Genomic DNA, 15,077 nt, shown 5'->3' on the forward strand with positions numbered 1-15,077 from the left:
GGTCGCAGACGGCGACTTTGAATGGGCGCGATTTCAACAAACTTTCACGGCGAAGGATGCGCGATGCGGTGCGCCATCGTGGCCACACCGGCTCGCGCCGATCAATGCACCTTGCGTCGTAGGTAGTTCAGCAGATCGATCCGGGTGATGAGGCCAAGGAACTGTTCCCCGTCGACCACAATGGCCACATGACCGCGATCGAACACCGGCAGCAGCGCCTCGATCGGCGAGCGCACGTCCAGCATCTGCAGGTTGGTGATCATGGCCGTGGACACCGCATCGCGGAATCGCCCCTCGTCCGCATGCACGTGCATCAACACGTCCGACTCATCGAGGATGCCGACCAGGCGGCTGCCATCCATCACCGGCAGCTGCGATACGTCGTAGAGCTTCATGCGCGTATACGCCGTCATCAGCAGTTCGTTCGGGCCGACCACCACGGTGTCGCGCTGCGCGAACGGGCGCAGCAACAGGTCGCGCAGGTCGCCGTGTTGCTCTCGCTCCAGGAAGCCGTTGTCGAGCATCCAGTAGTCGTTGTACATCTTCGACAGGTACTTGTTGCCGGTGTCGCACACCAGCGTCACCACGCGCTTCGGCGTGGTCTGCTCGCGGCAGTAGCGCAAGGCGGCAGCCAGCAGCGTGCCGGTGGACGAACCACCGAGAATGCCCTCCTTCGCCAACAGCTCGCGCGCCACCAAAAAGCTCTCCTTGTCGGGAATCGCATAGGCCTTCTTCACGCGCGTGAAGTCGCTGATGCTGGGAAGGAAATCTTCGCCGATACCTTCCACCATCCAGCTGGCCGACTTGGTCGAGAGTGTCCCCTCGTTGATGTACTGAGCAAGAATGGAACCCACCGGATCGGCCAACACGAACTCCGTGTTTGGCGAATGCTCAGCAAAGAACTTGGACAGTCCGCTCAGCGTGCCCGACGAACCGCAGCCGACGACGATGGCGTCCACCTTGCCGTCCAGCTGCTCGAGGATTTCCGGGCCCGTGGTGGCGATGTGCGCCGCCGGGTTGTCCGGGTTGCCGAACTGGTTGATGAAATAGGCGCCTGGCGTCTCGCGCGCGATGCGCTCGGCCATGTCCTGGTAGTACTCCGGATGGCCCTTGGCCACGTCCGAGCGGGTCAGCACGACCTCGGCGCCCATCGCCTTGAGGTTGAAGATCTTCTCGCGGCTCATCTTGTCGGGCACCACCAGGATCAGGCGGTAGCCCTTCTGCTGCGCGACCAGGGCAAGGCCCAGGCCGGTATTGCCAGCGGTGCCTTCCACCAGCGTGTCGCCGGGGCGGATCTTCCCGGCCTTCTCGGCGCCTTCGATCATCGACAGGCCGATGCGGTCCTTCACCGAACCGCCCGGGTTGGCGCTTTCGAGCTTGAGGAACAGTTCACACGGTCCGACGTCCAGGCGCTGGGCGCGTACCATCGGGGTACGTCCGATCAGTTCGAGGACACTCTGGTGGACCGTCATGGGAACTCCTTGGATTGAACGCCGCCGGCTCGGGGGTGACCGACAAGGCGCCCGATCATAACCGAGGCATCATGCCCCCCGACTTTCCCCCGGATACGCCGCGGCCCCGGAAGCCATCCCCTTGGGGACGGCGCCGGGGCCGCGTTCATGCGAAACCTCGCAGTATCAGTTGATGCGGTGCGTTCGGCTGTCCCACATGCGCTGGAGCCGCTCCTTCGCGTGGAGTTTCTCCTTCTTCATGCCCGATAACGTCATGTCATCGATGGGAAGCACGCCGATTTCGGCGTCGTGCACCTTGCTGTCGAGCTCCTGATGGTGCTGGTACAGCCGACGGAACTCCGCGTCGGCCTTCATCAAAGCTTCGACATCATCACGCTGCTGGTTTTCAAACATGATGCAACCTCCTCTGGAGAGAACGGCAGGCACCTGGGAGTAGTGCCCGCTGACGAGGAATCCACGCACACACCCGCGATCCATGCCGTTTGACCGGTCCATGGAGAACGTTTGGAGGGGAAGGGTGAGTGCATGATTCAGGTCGGTGACCCAGGGCGCGAAGGTGCCCCCTGGGAACTCGACCCTACTCTTGGCGACAGGGTCATGCAAGCGTCATAAACGGACGGAATGACGCACCCACTTCCGTCAAAAAAAGACTGTCAGAACAGTCTTTTGCGCGATACCAACAAGTCTTTGTCAGTTCTTGAACGAAGCACCCTGCGACCCGCATTCGGAAGCCTCGAAGCCGCCAACGAGAAGGCCGGCGGGGCGCACCCGGCCGGCCTTCTTGGCGCCTTGCGAAATGGCCTCGGCCGACTTACTTGCCCTGGTCCTTGTCCGACGAAGAGCCGTTGTCGCCCTGCTGCATCTGGGTACGCATCAGCTTGGCAGCCTGGGCGGCGAGTTCGGCCTGCTTCTTGGCCGCGTTGGCCACGCGGGCCTGTGCCGCCGCCACCTTCTTTGCCTGATCGGCCTGGGCCTGGGCCTGGGCCGTCGCCTCTGCACCGGCCGCCAGCTGGCGGGCCGACTCTTCCTGCTCCATCTGGTACTGCAGGCGCTGGCGTTCCAGTTCGCGGCGGGCCTGCTCGGCCTCGCGACGGCTGCCGTCCAGCTGGATCTGGTCGTGCTCGCGGTCGAGCCGGTTGATCTGCTGCTGGGCGTCCTGCAGCTGCGCCGTGGCCCGGGCGAGATCTACCCGGCGCTCGGCCAGGTACAGGGCGTGGGCACGATCATGCGAGCGGGCCTGGGCCAGCTGGTTGATCGCATCGCGGGCACGCGCCTGCTCGGCCTGGGCATAGGAGCCGATGGTCGGATCACTGGCGAGCTGATCCAGGCTGTTGGTCAGGCGGGCGACGTCCATGTCCTCCTTGGCGGCCTGGGCCACACCGGTGGCGGCCAGAGCCAGGAGCAAGGCGGAAAGTCGAAGGGTCAAGGATTTCATGGGTGGCCTCCCTGATCATCCTGGTGCGCCGGAGGCTGGGACGGCGGGTTGTTCTGGGGCATGGTCTGGAAGCCCTGGCCTTCGGGGATGGGCTCGGACAAGGAGGAACTCGGCGGCGCCGGCATGTCGCCGGTCTGCTGCTGCGCAGGCAAACCGGCGTTCTGAGACTGGTCCTGCTGTTGCTGGTCAGCCAGCGACTGCTCGATCTGCTCACGCAGTCGGTTGTTCGCGTTGGTCTTGTTCTGGATCGACGCCCGGGCCGCCCCCAGGCGGGCCTTGGCCCGGGCCAGCTCGGCATCCGCACGCGCTTCGTCGGCCAGCAGGGCCGCGTCGTCGTACTTGCGGTTGGCCATGGCGTTCTGGGCCTGCTGGAACTTGTTTTGCGCAAAACCCAGGTCGACCGGCGCGTAATCCGCCGCATCGGCGTCACGGGCGGCCTGCAGCTGGACCTGCGCCTGGTTCATGGCCCCGTCCGGCGGCGGCGTGGTCGCGCAGCCGGGAAGCGCCAGCGTCAAGGCCAGCGTCAGGGTCGAAACCGCTACCCGACCCGCCCTACGGCGGCCTGACAGCGGGGAAAAGATGTGCACCATCACTCAGTCCTCTCGGAGTGTCGCAGCGTATTGTGGGCAGGCATAATCGACTTAGCAATGCGCACGAAATTAGGGGATTCGAGTGGACATTGGTTACTTCCTCAAGCTAATGGTTGACAAGGGCGCGTCGGATATGTTCCTGACGACGGGTGCCCCTGTGAACATCAAGGTCGAGGGCAAGCTCTACCCGCTGGGCAACACCGGCCTGCCGAGCGGCATGGTGAAGAAAATCGCCTACTCGCTGATGGACGAGGGCCAGGTACCGCAGTTCGAACGCGACCTGGAACTGAACATGGCACTGGCCGTGAAGGAAGCCGGCCGCTTCCGCATCAACGTGTTCAAGCAGCGCGGCGAAGTGGGCATGGTGATCCGTGCCATCAAGAGCGAAATTCCCAGCATCGACCAGCTCCAGCTGCCGACCATCTTCCGCGAGCTGATCATGGAGCCGCGCGGACTGATCCTGGTCGTGGGTGCGACCGGCTCGGGCAAATCGACCACGCTGGCCGCGATGATCGACCATCGCAACCAGAACTCCTCGGGCCATATCCTCACCATCGAGGACCCGATCGAGTACCTGCACCGCCACAAGAAGTCGATCGTGAACCAGCGCGAAGTCGGCCTGGACACGCACAGCTATCACGAAGCCCTGCGCAACGCGATGCGCGAAGCGCCCGACGTGATCATGATCGGCGAAATCCGCGATACCGACACCATGGAAGCGGCGATCGCGTTCTCCGAAACCGGGCACCTCTGTCTGGCGACGCTGCATTCGAACAACGCCGACCAGACGCTGGAGCGCATCCTCAACTTCTTCCCGGAATCGGCGCACAAGAACGTGCTGATGAACCTTGCGCTCAACCTGCGCGCGGTGATCAGCCAGCGCCTGGTGATCGGCAAGGACGGTCGCCGCATTCCGGCGGTGGAAGTGCTGCTCAACACGCCACTGATCCGCGACATGATCCGCCGCGGCCAGGTACACGACGTCAAGGAAGCGATGGACCGCAGCCTGCAGGAAGGCATGCAGACCTTCGACCAGTCGCTGTACCGGCTGTACAAGGAAGGTCGCGTGGAGCTCGACGAAGCGCTCAACAAGGCCGACTCGCGCGACGGCCTGGCGCTGAAGATCCGCCTGTCCGAAAGCGGTAATTCCCAATCGGCCGAACTGGTCGGCAGCGATCCCTACGGGCTCGGCTTCTGAGTCCTCAGGCCGCGGGGCGCGTCACAGCGCCCCGCGCGCCGCGCACCCAGCCGATGCTCAGCACCCAACGGGTGCCCTCTTCGATCATCGTTACGCTGTGCTCCTCCACATCCGGCCGGAACAACTTGATGCGCCGGCTGGCATGCATAGGGCGGGCGCAGACGAAGTCACCGCCCTTCCGGGCCGGTCGCAGGATGATGTTCAGGCGATAGTGGCACCCCTGCTCCACACGATCAGTGTGTGGAGGCACCGAGGCGCCGGTCGGAAAGCGCAGCAAGTAGCAGTCGCACGGCAAGGGCCATAAGGTGCCGCCCAGCAGCAGCTTGTCGTAGCCGCTGCCCTGCCTGCCGCGCTGCCAGCGCCACAGGTTCCGCCAGAAGCCGGCCATTGGCGCTTACGTCGCCGGTGCGTCGGGTTGCGCTTCGGGAGCGGCGCGCTGGAAGGCCTCCAGTGCCTGGCAGGCGTCATAGATGCGCTGGATGGTCGGGTATTCATCCAGCGACAACTTCCAGCGGATGGCGTTGTAGAGCTGGGGCACAAGGCAGATGTCGGCCAGGGTCGGCGTATCGCCATGGCAGAAGCGGCCAGTCGCCACGTGGCCGGACAACATGGCTTCCAGCGCGCGCAGTCCCTCGTCGATCCAGTGCCGCGACCACACGCTCTTGGCGGATTCGTCCAGGCCCAGCCCGTTCACCAGGTACTGCAACACACGCAGGTTGCCCAACGGGTGCACGTCGCACCCCACCACCTGCGCCAGTGCCCGTACGCGCGCCCGGCCAACCGGATCGTCAGGCAACAGAGGAGGCGTGGGGTGCGTTTCGTCCAGGTACTCGACGATCGCCATGGACTGGGTGAGCACCCGCCCGTCGTCGACGAGGCAAGGCACCAGCTCCTGCGGGTTGAGCGCCTTGAAGTCGGGCGCATGCTGCTCCCCACCGTTGTTGACCAGGTGCACGGCGTGCGATTCGTACGTCAGGCCCTTGAGGTTCAGCGCAATGCGCACGCGATAGGCCGCGCTGGAGCGCCAATAGCCGTACAACACCCGATCCTGACCCATGTCCATGCCCTCGAAGGGAAACACCAGCCTCCTAGAATACCTGCCGCGTGGTTTGCATAGCCGGTGAGCGGGCGGGACAATACGTAGTTCGCGCCACCAGGCGCTCACCACGAATCCAAGCCATAGGGAGTTCCGCCGTGTCCGTTACCCGCATGAGCGATCTTGATCTGCGCGGCAAGCGCGTGCTGATCCGCGAAGACCTGAACGTGCCGATCGAGAACGGCCACATCACCTCCACCCAGCGCCTGGACGCATCCCTGCCCACCATCAAGGCCGCCCGCGATGCCGGCGCCAAGGTGATGGTGCTGTCGCACCTGGGCCGCCCGAAGGAAGGCCAGTTCGATGCCGAGTCCTCGCTGGCGCCGGTCGCCAAGTGGCTGGGCGACAAGCTGGGTCAGCCGGTGCGACTGGTCGCCGACTACCTCGACGGCGTCGAAGTGGCCGACGGCGAAGTGGTGGTGCTCGAGAACTGCCGCATGAACGTCGGCGAAGGCAAGGACGACGAGGCGTTGTCCAAGAAGTACGCCGCGCTGTGCGACATCTTCGTGATGGATGCCTTCGGCACCGCGCACCGCGCACAGGCCTCCACCCATGGCGTGATCAAGTTCGCCCCGATCGCCGCCGCCGGCCCGCTGCTGTCGGCCGAGCTGGACGCACTGGGCAAGGCGCTGGAGCAGCCCGCTCATCCGCTGCTCGCCATCGTGGCCGGCTCCAAGGTCTCCACCAAGCTCACCCTGCTGGAGAACCTGATCGGCAAGGTGGACCAGCTGATCGTGGGCGGCGGCATCGCGAACACCTTCATCGCCGCCATGGGTTACTCGGTCGGCAACTCGCTGTACGAGCCGGACCTCCTCCCGGCCGCCAAGAAGGTCATCGCCGACGCCAAGCGCCGCAATGCTGACGTGCCGATTCCGGTCGACGTGGTGGTGGCGCCGGAGTTCTCCGCGCACGCACCGGCCACGGTGAAGCCGGTGGACCAGGTGAAGGATGGCGAGATGATCCTGGACATCGGTCCCGAGACCGCCCGCCGCTATGCCGAGATGATCGCCAAGGCTGGCACCGTGGTGTGGAACGGCCCGGTCGGCGTGTTCGAGTTCGACGCCTTCGGCCATGGCACCGAGACGCTGGCCCGTGCGGTCGCCGCGTCGCCGGCCTTCTCCATCGCCGGTGGTGGTGACACGCTGGCGGCCGTGGACAAGTACGGTATTGCCGACGAGGTGTCCTATATCTCCACCGGCGGTGGCGCCTTCCTCGAATTCCTCGAAGGCAAGGAACTCCCGGCCGTAGCGGCCCTCAAGGCACGCGCAGGCAAGTAATGCTCTGTCTGTTTGACCTCGATGGCACGCTGATCGATTCGGAAGTCGGCATCCTGGGCTGCGTCCGCCATGCGCTGACGCAGCTGGGCGTGGAACACCCGTCCGAAATGCGTCACTGGATCGGCCCGCCGCTGCGCCACAGCTTCGCGCCACTGCTGGACCATGACCACGACCGCATCGAGCTCGCGGTGGACTACTACCACGAGCGCTTCCACGCGATCGGCTGGCAGGAGCACACGGTGTATCCCGGCATCGAGACGATGATCGGCCGCCTGCAGTCGGCCGGCCATACGCTAGCGGTGGTCACCAGCAAGCCGGAGCGGCATGCACGGCCGATCATCGAGCACCTGCCGTTCGGCGGTGCATTCAGCCGTCTATACGGGCCCGACCCGTCGAGCCCGCATAGTGAAAAGGCATCGATGATCGCTGCCGCACTCGAGGACTTTGGCGCGAAGCCGGAAGAAACGGCCATGATCGGCGACCGCCACTTCGACATCGATGGCGCGGTGGCCAATCGCGTGCGTGGCCTGGGCGTGTTGTGGGGCTTCGGTAGCAAGGAAGAGCTGGAGAAGGCGGGAGCGCATGCGCTGGCGCGCGATCCCGAGCATCTGGCGGCGTTGCTGGCGGCGTAATGCCCGCCTTGCCACTGTAGGAGCGCACCCAGTGCGCGACCGCAGCGTCACGGCGTTACCGCTCCGTAGGCTTTTCGCGCACTGGGTGCGCTCCTACAGTGGAAACTGAGGCATAAAAAAACGCCGCGATGATCGCGGCGTTTTTTTGGGGCGCGAGGCGAGCACCCACCCCTCAGCCTGCCCTCTCCCCGGAGGGGAGAGGGAAAAAGCGCATCAGCCGATCACGCGCTTCACCGCATCGACCACATGGGCGACGGTGAAACCGAAGTGCTCGAACAGCTGCGGCGCCGGCGCCGAGGCACCGAAGGTGGTCATGCCGATCACGTCGCCGTCCAGGCCGACGTACTTGCGCCAGAAGTCGGACGTCGCCGCTTCCACCGCCACGCGTGCACGGCACCAGCCCGGCAGGATCGCTTCGCGGTATTCCAGCGGCTGGGCGTCGAAAACTTCCGTGCACGGCATCGAGACTACGCGCACCGGCACGTTCTGCTGCGCCAGCGTGCGGGCCGCTTCCATCGCCAGTTCCACTTCCGAACCGGTGGCGATCAGGATGGCCTTGAACTTGGTGTCCTGCGGATCGGACAGCACGTACGCGCCGCGGGCGATGTCGGCCACCTGCTGCGCGCTGCGCTGCTGCGGCTTGAGGTTCTGGCGCGAGAACACCAGGCACGCCGGGTTGCCCTTGCGCTCGATGGCGAGCTTCCAGGACATCGCCGATTCCACCGCGTCGCACGGACGCCACACGTGGTTGTTCGGGATGTAGCGCAGCGAGGCCAGGTGCTCCACCGGCTGGTGGGTCGGGCCGTCTTCGCCCAGGCCGATCGAGTCGTGGGTGTAGACGTGGATGGCATGCGCGGGGATCAGCGCGCTCATGCGCACCGCGTTGCGGGCGTAATCGGAGAACACCAGGAAGGTCGCGTCATACGGGATGAAGCCGCCGTGCAGCGCCAGGCCGTTGGCGATCGCGCTCATGCCGAACTCGCGCACGCCGTAGTACACGTAGTTGCCCTTGGCGTCGTGGCCGTTACCGGCGTCGACGCTGCCCTTCCACTTGGTGAGGTTGGAGCCGGCGAGGTCGGCCGAACCGCCGATCAGTTCCGGCAGCAGCGGCGCGAACGCCTCGATGCTCATCTGCGAGGCCTTGCGCGACGCCACGTCCACGCCGTCCGCCTGCAGCTTGTCGACGAAGGCCTGCGACTTGGCCGCCCAATCAACCGGCAACTCACCGGACATGCGGCGGGTGAACTCGGCAGCGAGCTCCGGGAAAGCCGCGGAGTACTTGGCCACGGCATCGTGCCAGGCTTGCTCGCGCTCGGCGCCGGCCTTCTTGTGGTCCCAGCCGGCGTAGATCTCGGCAGGGATTTCGAACGGGCCATAGCGCCAGTCCAGCGCATCGCGCGTCGCGGCGACTTCGTCCTTGCCCAGCGCAGAGCCGTGGCTCTCTTCCTTGCCCTGCTTGTTCGGCGAACCGAAGCCGATGATGGTGCGGGCACAGATCAGGGTCGGCTTCTCGCTCTGCGAGGTCGCCGCGGCGATCGCCTGCTTGATCGCTTCGGGGTCGTGGCCGTCGACGCCGCGGATCACGTTCCAGCCATAGGCCTCGAAACGCTCCGGCGTGTTGTCGGTGAACCAGCCGTGGACTTCGCCGTCGATGGAGATGCCGTTGTCGTCGTAGACCGCGACCAGCTTGCCCAGCTTCCAGGTGCCGGCCAGCGAGGCGACTTCGTGCGAGATGCCTTCCATCAGGCAGCCGTCACCGAGGAACACCCAGGTGTGGTGGTTGATGATCTCGTGGCCCGGGCGGTTGAAGTGGTCGGCGAGCACCTTCTCTGCCAGCGCAAAGCCCACCGCATTGGCGAGACCCTGGCCCAGCGGACCCGTGGTGGTTTCCACGCCTGGGGTTTCGCTGGCTTCCGGATGGCCGGCGGTGCGGGAGTGCAGCTGGCGGAACTTCTTCAGCTGCTCCATCGGCAGGTCGTACCCGGTGAGGTGCAGCAGGGCGTACTGCAGCATCGAGCCGTGACCGTTGGAGAGCACGAAGCGATCACGGTTGAACCACTTCGGGTTGCCCGGGTTGTGCTGGAGGAAATCGTTCCAAAGCACCTCGGCGATATCCGCCATGCCCATCGGCATGCCAGGGTGGCCGGAGTTGGCCTGTTGCACAGCGTCCATGGCGAGGGCGCGCACGGCATTGGCAAGTTCACGGCGGGTGGTCATTGAGAGGGCTCTCCGGGGGGACTGGCGGCTAAAAACGCACATTGTCGCCGATTGGCGGACCGCTGTCCCACGCCCAACACCTTAATTTGTCCTTAATTTTTGGGTAAGGGGTACGGAAACCCTTCAGGCTCCGACCGCTCTAATCCCCTAGCACCCAGGGAACAGGGTGCGACTGCGACCAGCCCTTCCCCCGGCCCGCAGCTCTTTCAGGGATCGATCCTAAAAAGATCATATGGAGTACTCCCATGAAAAAGACGCTACTTGCCATTGCCATGGCCACGACCGGCCTGATCGCCCTCCCCGCGTTCGCACAGGACGCCTCGTCGTCCACCACCGCCAACGGCAACTATCAGCCGTACCAGCCGGTGGGCAGCGGCAACTGGTTCATCAACGGCAGCGTGGGCGAGGGCCATGTGGCTAATGGCCCCTACGACGACCACCCGACCACCTACGGCCTCAACGGCGGCTACCGCTGGAAGGTGGGCCAGGACATGGGTCTGGGCGTTGAGGTCGGCTACAACGACCAGGGCAATTACAAGCTCAAGAACATCTTCAACAGCCAGCCCGTCAACCAGACCAGCGAGAAAAACGACCTTCGCGGCTGGACCGCCGGCGTGAACGGCAAGATCAATGTGTGGGACGGCCTGTATGTGAGTGGCCGCGCCGGCATCTATGGCTGGAAGGGCCATGGCTACGACAACGACTCCCTCAACCGCCACCATCTCGACGACGTGAGCTGGTACGGCGGTGCGGGCCTGGGCTACGACTTCAACCAGCACTTCAGCCTCGGCCTGAGCTACGACTACTTCGACGCCAAGAAGCAGGGCGTGGACCTGTCCACCGACACGGCTTCGCTCACGGCCGAATATCGCTTCTAATCAAGATGTTGCTAAACCACGCGGGCGCCCTCAAGAGGGCGCCCGTTTTGTTGTCCGCGACCTGAAGGCGGCCTCAACCTTAATTTAATCTTAATAATGTACTAACCAGTGTTGAAATTCTCGAGGCAGGCCCTATCTAAGGGTCAGCACCGTCGGCACGAGGTGCCCAGCCGCGAACGACCGAACCCCCGGCGCCGTGGACTGGCCCAAATAAGACGAAGAATCGAGGAGTACCCCCATGAAGAACACCATGCTCGCCCTTGCTTTCGCTGCCGCCGGTTTGGTGGCTGTTCCGGCCGCCTTTGCACAGGACGCCGGCCAGAACGCCCAGCAGGGCTGGTATGTCGGCGCCAACGCCGGCTACGGTCAGGTCCAGAAGGGCCCTTATGACAACGGCGACTTCGCCGGTGCCGTGAAGGGTGGCTACCGTTTCGCGATCAATCCCGAGACGTCGCTCGGCGTCGAGGTGGGTTATGTCTACCTGGGCCGCGTCGATGCGCGCAGCCAGTACACCGCGGGCCTCGACGGCAACGGCAAGTCGAAGCTGCAGGGTGCCACCGCCGGCCTCGACCTGCGCTACAACTTCAGCCCGAAGTGGTACGGCGAAGTGCGTGGCGGTGCCTTCTTCGCCAAGGGCGAGGGCCTGACCAACGACAAGTTCAACCCGCAGTCGGTGCGCTTCAACAGCACCAACTACTACGCCGGCGTGGGCGTGGGCTACAACGTCGCGCAGAACTGGAGCGTGGGCCTGAACTACGACTACTACCAGGCCAGCGACAGCGACAAGAACATCCACCTGCCGACCAACGTGTACACCGTCAGCGCGGAATACCGCTTCTGATCGGGGTCTCCAGGAACAGGGCAACAAAAAACGGGCGCCGCGAGGCGCCCGTTTTCTTTGGAACAAGGGAAACGCGACGCCAACTAGCTAGACCCTTCTCCCTCCGGGAGAAGGTGCCGGTCCCACGGGGACTCCCTGTGGTCGCAACGGATGAGGGTGCGGGCGGAGCGTAATCCTAGAGGTGACGGCAAGACCGCACCCTCACCCCAACCCCTCTCTCCCACGGGGACTTCCTTCGGTCGCCGGTGGGAGAAGGGCTTATCGGCTGCTTACTTCGCGTTCCACTGACCCAGCGCGGCGAGACCATTGTCCTTCGCGCGGGCGAAGACGGTCTTCTGCGCGTCGGCGTAGTTGGCCTTCATGTCCTTGGCCCACAGCTTGAGGGCAGCCTGCTGCATGGCGCGGCCGTAGGAGAACGACAGCGGCCACGGGTGCGGGCCCATGCGGTTCATGGCGTTGAGGTGAGCGGTCGACTGCTCGTCCGACTGGCCGCCCGAGAGGAACACGATACCCGGCAGCGTGGCCGGCACGGTGGTCTTGAGCACGCGCACGGTGGCTTCGGCGACTTCCTCGACCTCGGCCTGCTCGTCCGCATCCTTGCCCGGGATGACCATGCTGACCTTCAGGATGGTGCCTTCCAGCATCACGTTCTGCTCGTACAGCGCGTTGAACAGGCTGCGCAGCACGGCTTCGTGCACTTCGTAGCTGACTTCGATGCTGTGGTCGCCGTCCATGATCACTTCCGGCTCGACCATAGGCACCAGGCCGGCTTCCTGGCACAGCGCGGCGTAGCGGGCCAGCGCATGGCAGTTGGCTTCGATCGCGGTGGAGGACGGGTTGTCCTCGGAGATGTTGATCACCGCGCGCCACTTGGCGAACTGGGCTCCCAGCTTCACGTATTCCTGCAGGCGCTCGCGCAGGCCGTCGAGGCCTTCGGTCACCACGTCGCCCGGATGGCCGGCCAGCGGCACCGGGCCCTTGTCGACCTTGATGCCCGGGATGATGCCGTTCTTCTTCATCAGCGTCGTGAACGGCACGCCGTCCTTGGTCGACTGGCGGATGGTTTCGTCGTACAGGATCGCGCCGGAGATGTGCTCGTTGAGGCCCGGCGTGGTGAGCAGCAGCTCACGGTAGGCACGGCGATTCTCTTCGGTGTTGTCGATGCCGACGGCCTCGAAACGCTTCTTGATGGTGTTGGTCGACTCGTCGATGGCGATGATGCCCTTGCCGGGCGCGACCATAGCGAGGGCAACGCTTTCGAGATCTTCGATGCTCATGACAACTCCGGGTACTTAGGCGGTGTGGGCCGCACAAGGTGGAAGCCGCCCTGGCAGGGGCGGCTAGGCTTAAAGGCCCGCAAGTATATGGCATCTGGCCAAGAGGGGCCGGAGCGCCCCTGAGCGGCCGTGGCGACAAGGCTCAGGCCTGGTCGTATCCCGGCAGCTTGCACGCGTTGATGATGGATTGCCGCTGCGCAGCATCGGCCGGCAGGTTGAACGGCACGATGAAGTAGGTTTCGACCGGCTCGTGCGTCCCGTTCTTCAGCGCGGGGCCGTAGCGGAAGTTGCCTGCCACGCTCTTGGCCACCGCACCGAGATCGCTCTGCGGCACCACCTTGACCACGTTGACGTTACGCGGAATGCCGTCGGAACCGATCAGGTACGTCACCGCCACGCAGCCGGGCTTGTCCATATTGGAGCCGCTGTTGGGGACATCGGCATCGACCTTGGTGTTGAGCATGATCCAGTACGACTGGATGTGCTCCGGTCCCACCTTGCGCGCCTGCGACTGGGCAAGCAGCGGTGCAGCCACACTCATCGCAAGGGCCAGCGAAATCGCCTGGATGCGGCGACGTGACTTCATGTTCATGGAAAACCTCCTGCGCATGGGTTGGGGGACGTCGACCGCGATTCTAGCCTTACGGACCGCAAGTCGACGTCGATCCCACGCTTACAGGTCGCGCAGGCACTCCACCACGCCTTCGGCGCCTACCGAGAGCAGCTTGAGCGTGTTGGTGCCGCCGCCCTGGCCGATGTGGTCGCCGTGCGTCAGCACCACGCGATCGCCTTCGGCAAGCTTGCCTTCCACGAACAGCTGGCGCACCGCGTCGCGCGCGGAACCGGCCGGGGTCTGCGACACGTGGGTGAACTTCACGGCCTGCACGTCGCGCAGGATGGACATGCGGCGGCGTGCATCGTCGAACGGCGACAGCGCGTAGATCGGCACGGCGCTGCGATAACGCGACAGCCACTGCGCGGTGGCGCCCGACTCGGTCAGTGCGACGATTGCGCGCACACCCAGCTGGCTGGCCAGCACCATCGCGGCGAGTGCGATGGCCTGGTCGGTGCGGTCGAGATGGTGACTCTGCGTCGCCGGGTCTTCCTTCGGCTCGAACTGGCGCTCGGCGCCGAGGCAGATGCGGCGCAATGCGGCCACGGCCTTGTCAGGATGCGCGCCGGCCGCCGATTCCTCGGACAGCATCACGGCGTCGGTGCCGTCGATCACGGCGTTGGCCACGTCCATCACTTCGGCGCGGGTCGGGATGGGCGAGCGCACCATCGACTGGAGCATCTGCGTCGCGGTGATCACGGCGCGGTTGCGCTGCACCGACTCGCGGATGATCTTCTTCTGCAGGCCCGGCAGTTCGGCGTCGCCGATCTCCACGCCCAGGTCACCGCGCGCCACCATCACCACGTCCGAGGCGTCGATGATTTCGCCCAACACGGGAATGGCATCGGCACGTTCGATCTTGGACACCAGCGAGGCCTTGCCACCGGCCTCTTCGAGCAGGCGGCGGGCTTCGTGCATATCCGCAGCCGAACGCACGAAGGACACGGCAAGGAAGTCGGCGCCGATCTCGGCGGCCAGCTTGATGTCTGCCCGGTCCTTGTCCGACAGCGCGGACACCGAGAGGCCACCGCCCTGGCGGTTGAGTCCCTTGCGGTCGGAGAGCTTGCCGCCGATCAGCACACGGCAGCGGATCTCCGCACCCACCACCGATTCGACGGTGAGTGCGACGAGGCCGTCGTCGAGCAACAGCACGTCGCCTGCAGATACGTCCTTGGGCAGGTCGTAGTAGCTCACGCCGACGCGGGTGCTATCGCCCAGCGGTGCGCCTGGACTGCAATCCAGTACGAAGCCATCGCCCACACGAAGCTCCACCGGACCGTTGGCAAACCGCTCGACGCGGATCTTGGGACCCTGCAGATCCGCCAGCACGCCGACCTCGCGGCCGAGCTTGATCGCGGCATCGCGCACGGCGACGGCACGCGCACGGTGATCGTCCGGCTGGCCGTGCGAGAGGTTCAGGCGAACCACATCGACGCCTTCCGCGATGATTTTTTCGAGCATGCCAGGAGCGTCGGTCGCGGGACCGAGGGTGGCAACAATCTTTGTGCGTCGCAGCGTAGATTCAGTAGTCATAGATCCAACCTAGCAGAT

The 15,077-nt window shown here is 64.9% G+C and carries 15 protein-coding genes; 5 read left to right on the forward strand and 10 right to left on the reverse strand.

What is annotated here, in order from left to right:
* Positions 1-101: 101 nt before the first annotated feature.
* From EPB08_RS13565 to EPB08_RS13580, 4 genes are all read right to left on the reverse strand, one after another.
* Positions 102-1,472, reverse strand: coding sequence for a pyridoxal-phosphate dependent enzyme (locus EPB08_RS13565; RefSeq protein WP_130619639.1), 1,371 nt, complete (start codon positions 1,470-1,472; stop codon positions 102-104).
* Between the two features lie 165 nt (positions 1,473-1,637).
* Positions 1,638-1,865, reverse strand: coding sequence for an HP1242/YdcH family protein (locus tag EPB08_RS13570; RefSeq protein WP_130619899.1), 228 nt, complete (start codon positions 1,863-1,865; stop codon positions 1,638-1,640).
* Positions 1,866-2,283: 418 nt separating this feature from the next.
* Positions 2,284-2,907 (reverse strand): DUF4398 domain-containing protein, encoded by a 624-nt coding sequence (locus EPB08_RS13575; protein WP_130619640.1) that lies wholly within the window; start codon positions 2,905-2,907, stop codon positions 2,284-2,286.
* Positions 2,904-3,371 carry a DUF4398 domain-containing protein gene (locus tag EPB08_RS13580; RefSeq protein WP_229238337.1) on the reverse strand — a complete coding sequence of 156 codons (468 nt, stop codon included), beginning with the start codon at positions 3,369-3,371 and terminating at the stop codon, positions 2,904-2,906. Before EPB08_RS13580 ends, EPB08_RS13575 begins: the two co-directional genes overlap by 4 nt.
* A 208-nt stretch (positions 3,372-3,579) precedes the next feature.
* Between EPB08_RS13580 and EPB08_RS13585 the strand changes: the two genes are divergently transcribed.
* Complete coding sequence (locus EPB08_RS13585) at positions 3,580-4,695, forward strand: PilT/PilU family type 4a pilus ATPase (RefSeq protein WP_165418503.1); 1,116 nt, start codon at positions 3,580-3,582, stop codon at positions 4,693-4,695.
* Between the two features lie 4 nt (positions 4,696-4,699).
* Here the strand turns inward: EPB08_RS13585 and EPB08_RS13590 are convergent, their stop codons facing one another.
* Positions 4,700-5,083, reverse strand: a complete 384-nt coding sequence (locus EPB08_RS13590) for a 2OG-Fe(II) oxygenase (RefSeq protein ID WP_130619643.1) — start codon at positions 5,081-5,083, stop codon at positions 4,700-4,702.
* 6 nt (positions 5,084-5,089) lie between these two features.
* Positions 5,090-5,752 (reverse strand): maleylacetoacetate isomerase, encoded by a 663-nt coding sequence (maiA, locus tag EPB08_RS13595; protein ID WP_130619900.1) that lies wholly within the window; start codon positions 5,750-5,752, stop codon positions 5,090-5,092.
* A 137-nt stretch (positions 5,753-5,889) separates the two neighbouring features.
* Here maiA and EPB08_RS13600 point away from each other — a divergent pair, with 137 nt between their 5' ends.
* Together EPB08_RS13600 and EPB08_RS13605 are read left to right on the forward strand one after the other, a co-directional pair.
* Positions 5,890-7,068, forward strand: a complete 1,179-nt coding sequence (locus tag EPB08_RS13600; RefSeq protein WP_130619644.1) for a phosphoglycerate kinase — start codon at positions 5,890-5,892, stop codon at positions 7,066-7,068.
* Entirely contained in the window at positions 7,068-7,700 is a 633-nt protein-coding gene (locus tag EPB08_RS13605) for an HAD hydrolase-like protein (protein ID WP_130619645.1), read from the forward strand. The genes EPB08_RS13600 and EPB08_RS13605 overlap by 1 nt, the downstream gene beginning before the upstream one ends.
* A 213-nt stretch (positions 7,701-7,913) precedes the next feature.
* Here EPB08_RS13605 and tkt read toward each other — a convergent pair whose 3' ends face one another.
* On the reverse strand, positions 7,914-9,917 hold the full coding sequence (gene tkt / locus EPB08_RS13610; protein WP_130619646.1) for a transketolase: 2,004 nt from the start codon (positions 9,915-9,917) through the stop codon (positions 7,914-7,916).
* 245 nt (positions 9,918-10,162) lie between these two features.
* Here tkt and EPB08_RS13615 point away from each other — a divergent pair, with 245 nt between their 5' ends.
* Positions 10,163-10,795, forward strand: coding sequence for a porin family protein (locus tag EPB08_RS13615; RefSeq protein WP_130619647.1), 633 nt, complete (start codon positions 10,163-10,165; stop codon positions 10,793-10,795).
* A 238-nt stretch (positions 10,796-11,033) separates the two neighbouring features.
* Positions 11,034-11,636 (forward strand): outer membrane protein, encoded by a 603-nt coding sequence (locus tag EPB08_RS13620; protein ID WP_130619648.1) that lies wholly within the window; start codon positions 11,034-11,036, stop codon positions 11,634-11,636.
* 269 nt (positions 11,637-11,905) lie between these two features.
* On the opposite strand, the gene EPB08_RS13625 is transcribed toward EPB08_RS13620, so the two are convergent.
* From EPB08_RS13625 to pyk, 3 genes are all read right to left on the reverse strand, one after another.
* Positions 11,906-12,913, reverse strand: a complete 1,008-nt coding sequence (locus tag EPB08_RS13625) for a class I fructose-bisphosphate aldolase (RefSeq protein WP_130619649.1) — start codon at positions 12,911-12,913, stop codon at positions 11,906-11,908.
* A gap of 142 nt (positions 12,914-13,055) precedes the next feature.
* Positions 13,056-13,505 carry an energy transducer TonB gene (locus tag EPB08_RS13630; RefSeq protein ID WP_205746354.1) on the reverse strand — a complete coding sequence of 150 codons (450 nt, stop codon included), beginning with the start codon at positions 13,503-13,505 and terminating at the stop codon, positions 13,056-13,058.
* Between the two features lie 81 nt (positions 13,506-13,586).
* Positions 13,587-15,059, reverse strand: a complete 1,473-nt coding sequence (pyk, locus tag EPB08_RS13635; protein ID WP_130619650.1) for a pyruvate kinase — start codon at positions 15,057-15,059, stop codon at positions 13,587-13,589.
* Positions 15,060-15,077 lie beyond the last annotated feature (18 nt).

The sequence above is a fragment of the Dyella amyloliquefaciens genome (assembly GCF_004296575.1).
In the GTDB taxonomy this organism is placed as follows: domain Bacteria; phylum Pseudomonadota; class Gammaproteobacteria; order Xanthomonadales; family Rhodanobacteraceae; genus Dyella; species Dyella amyloliquefaciens.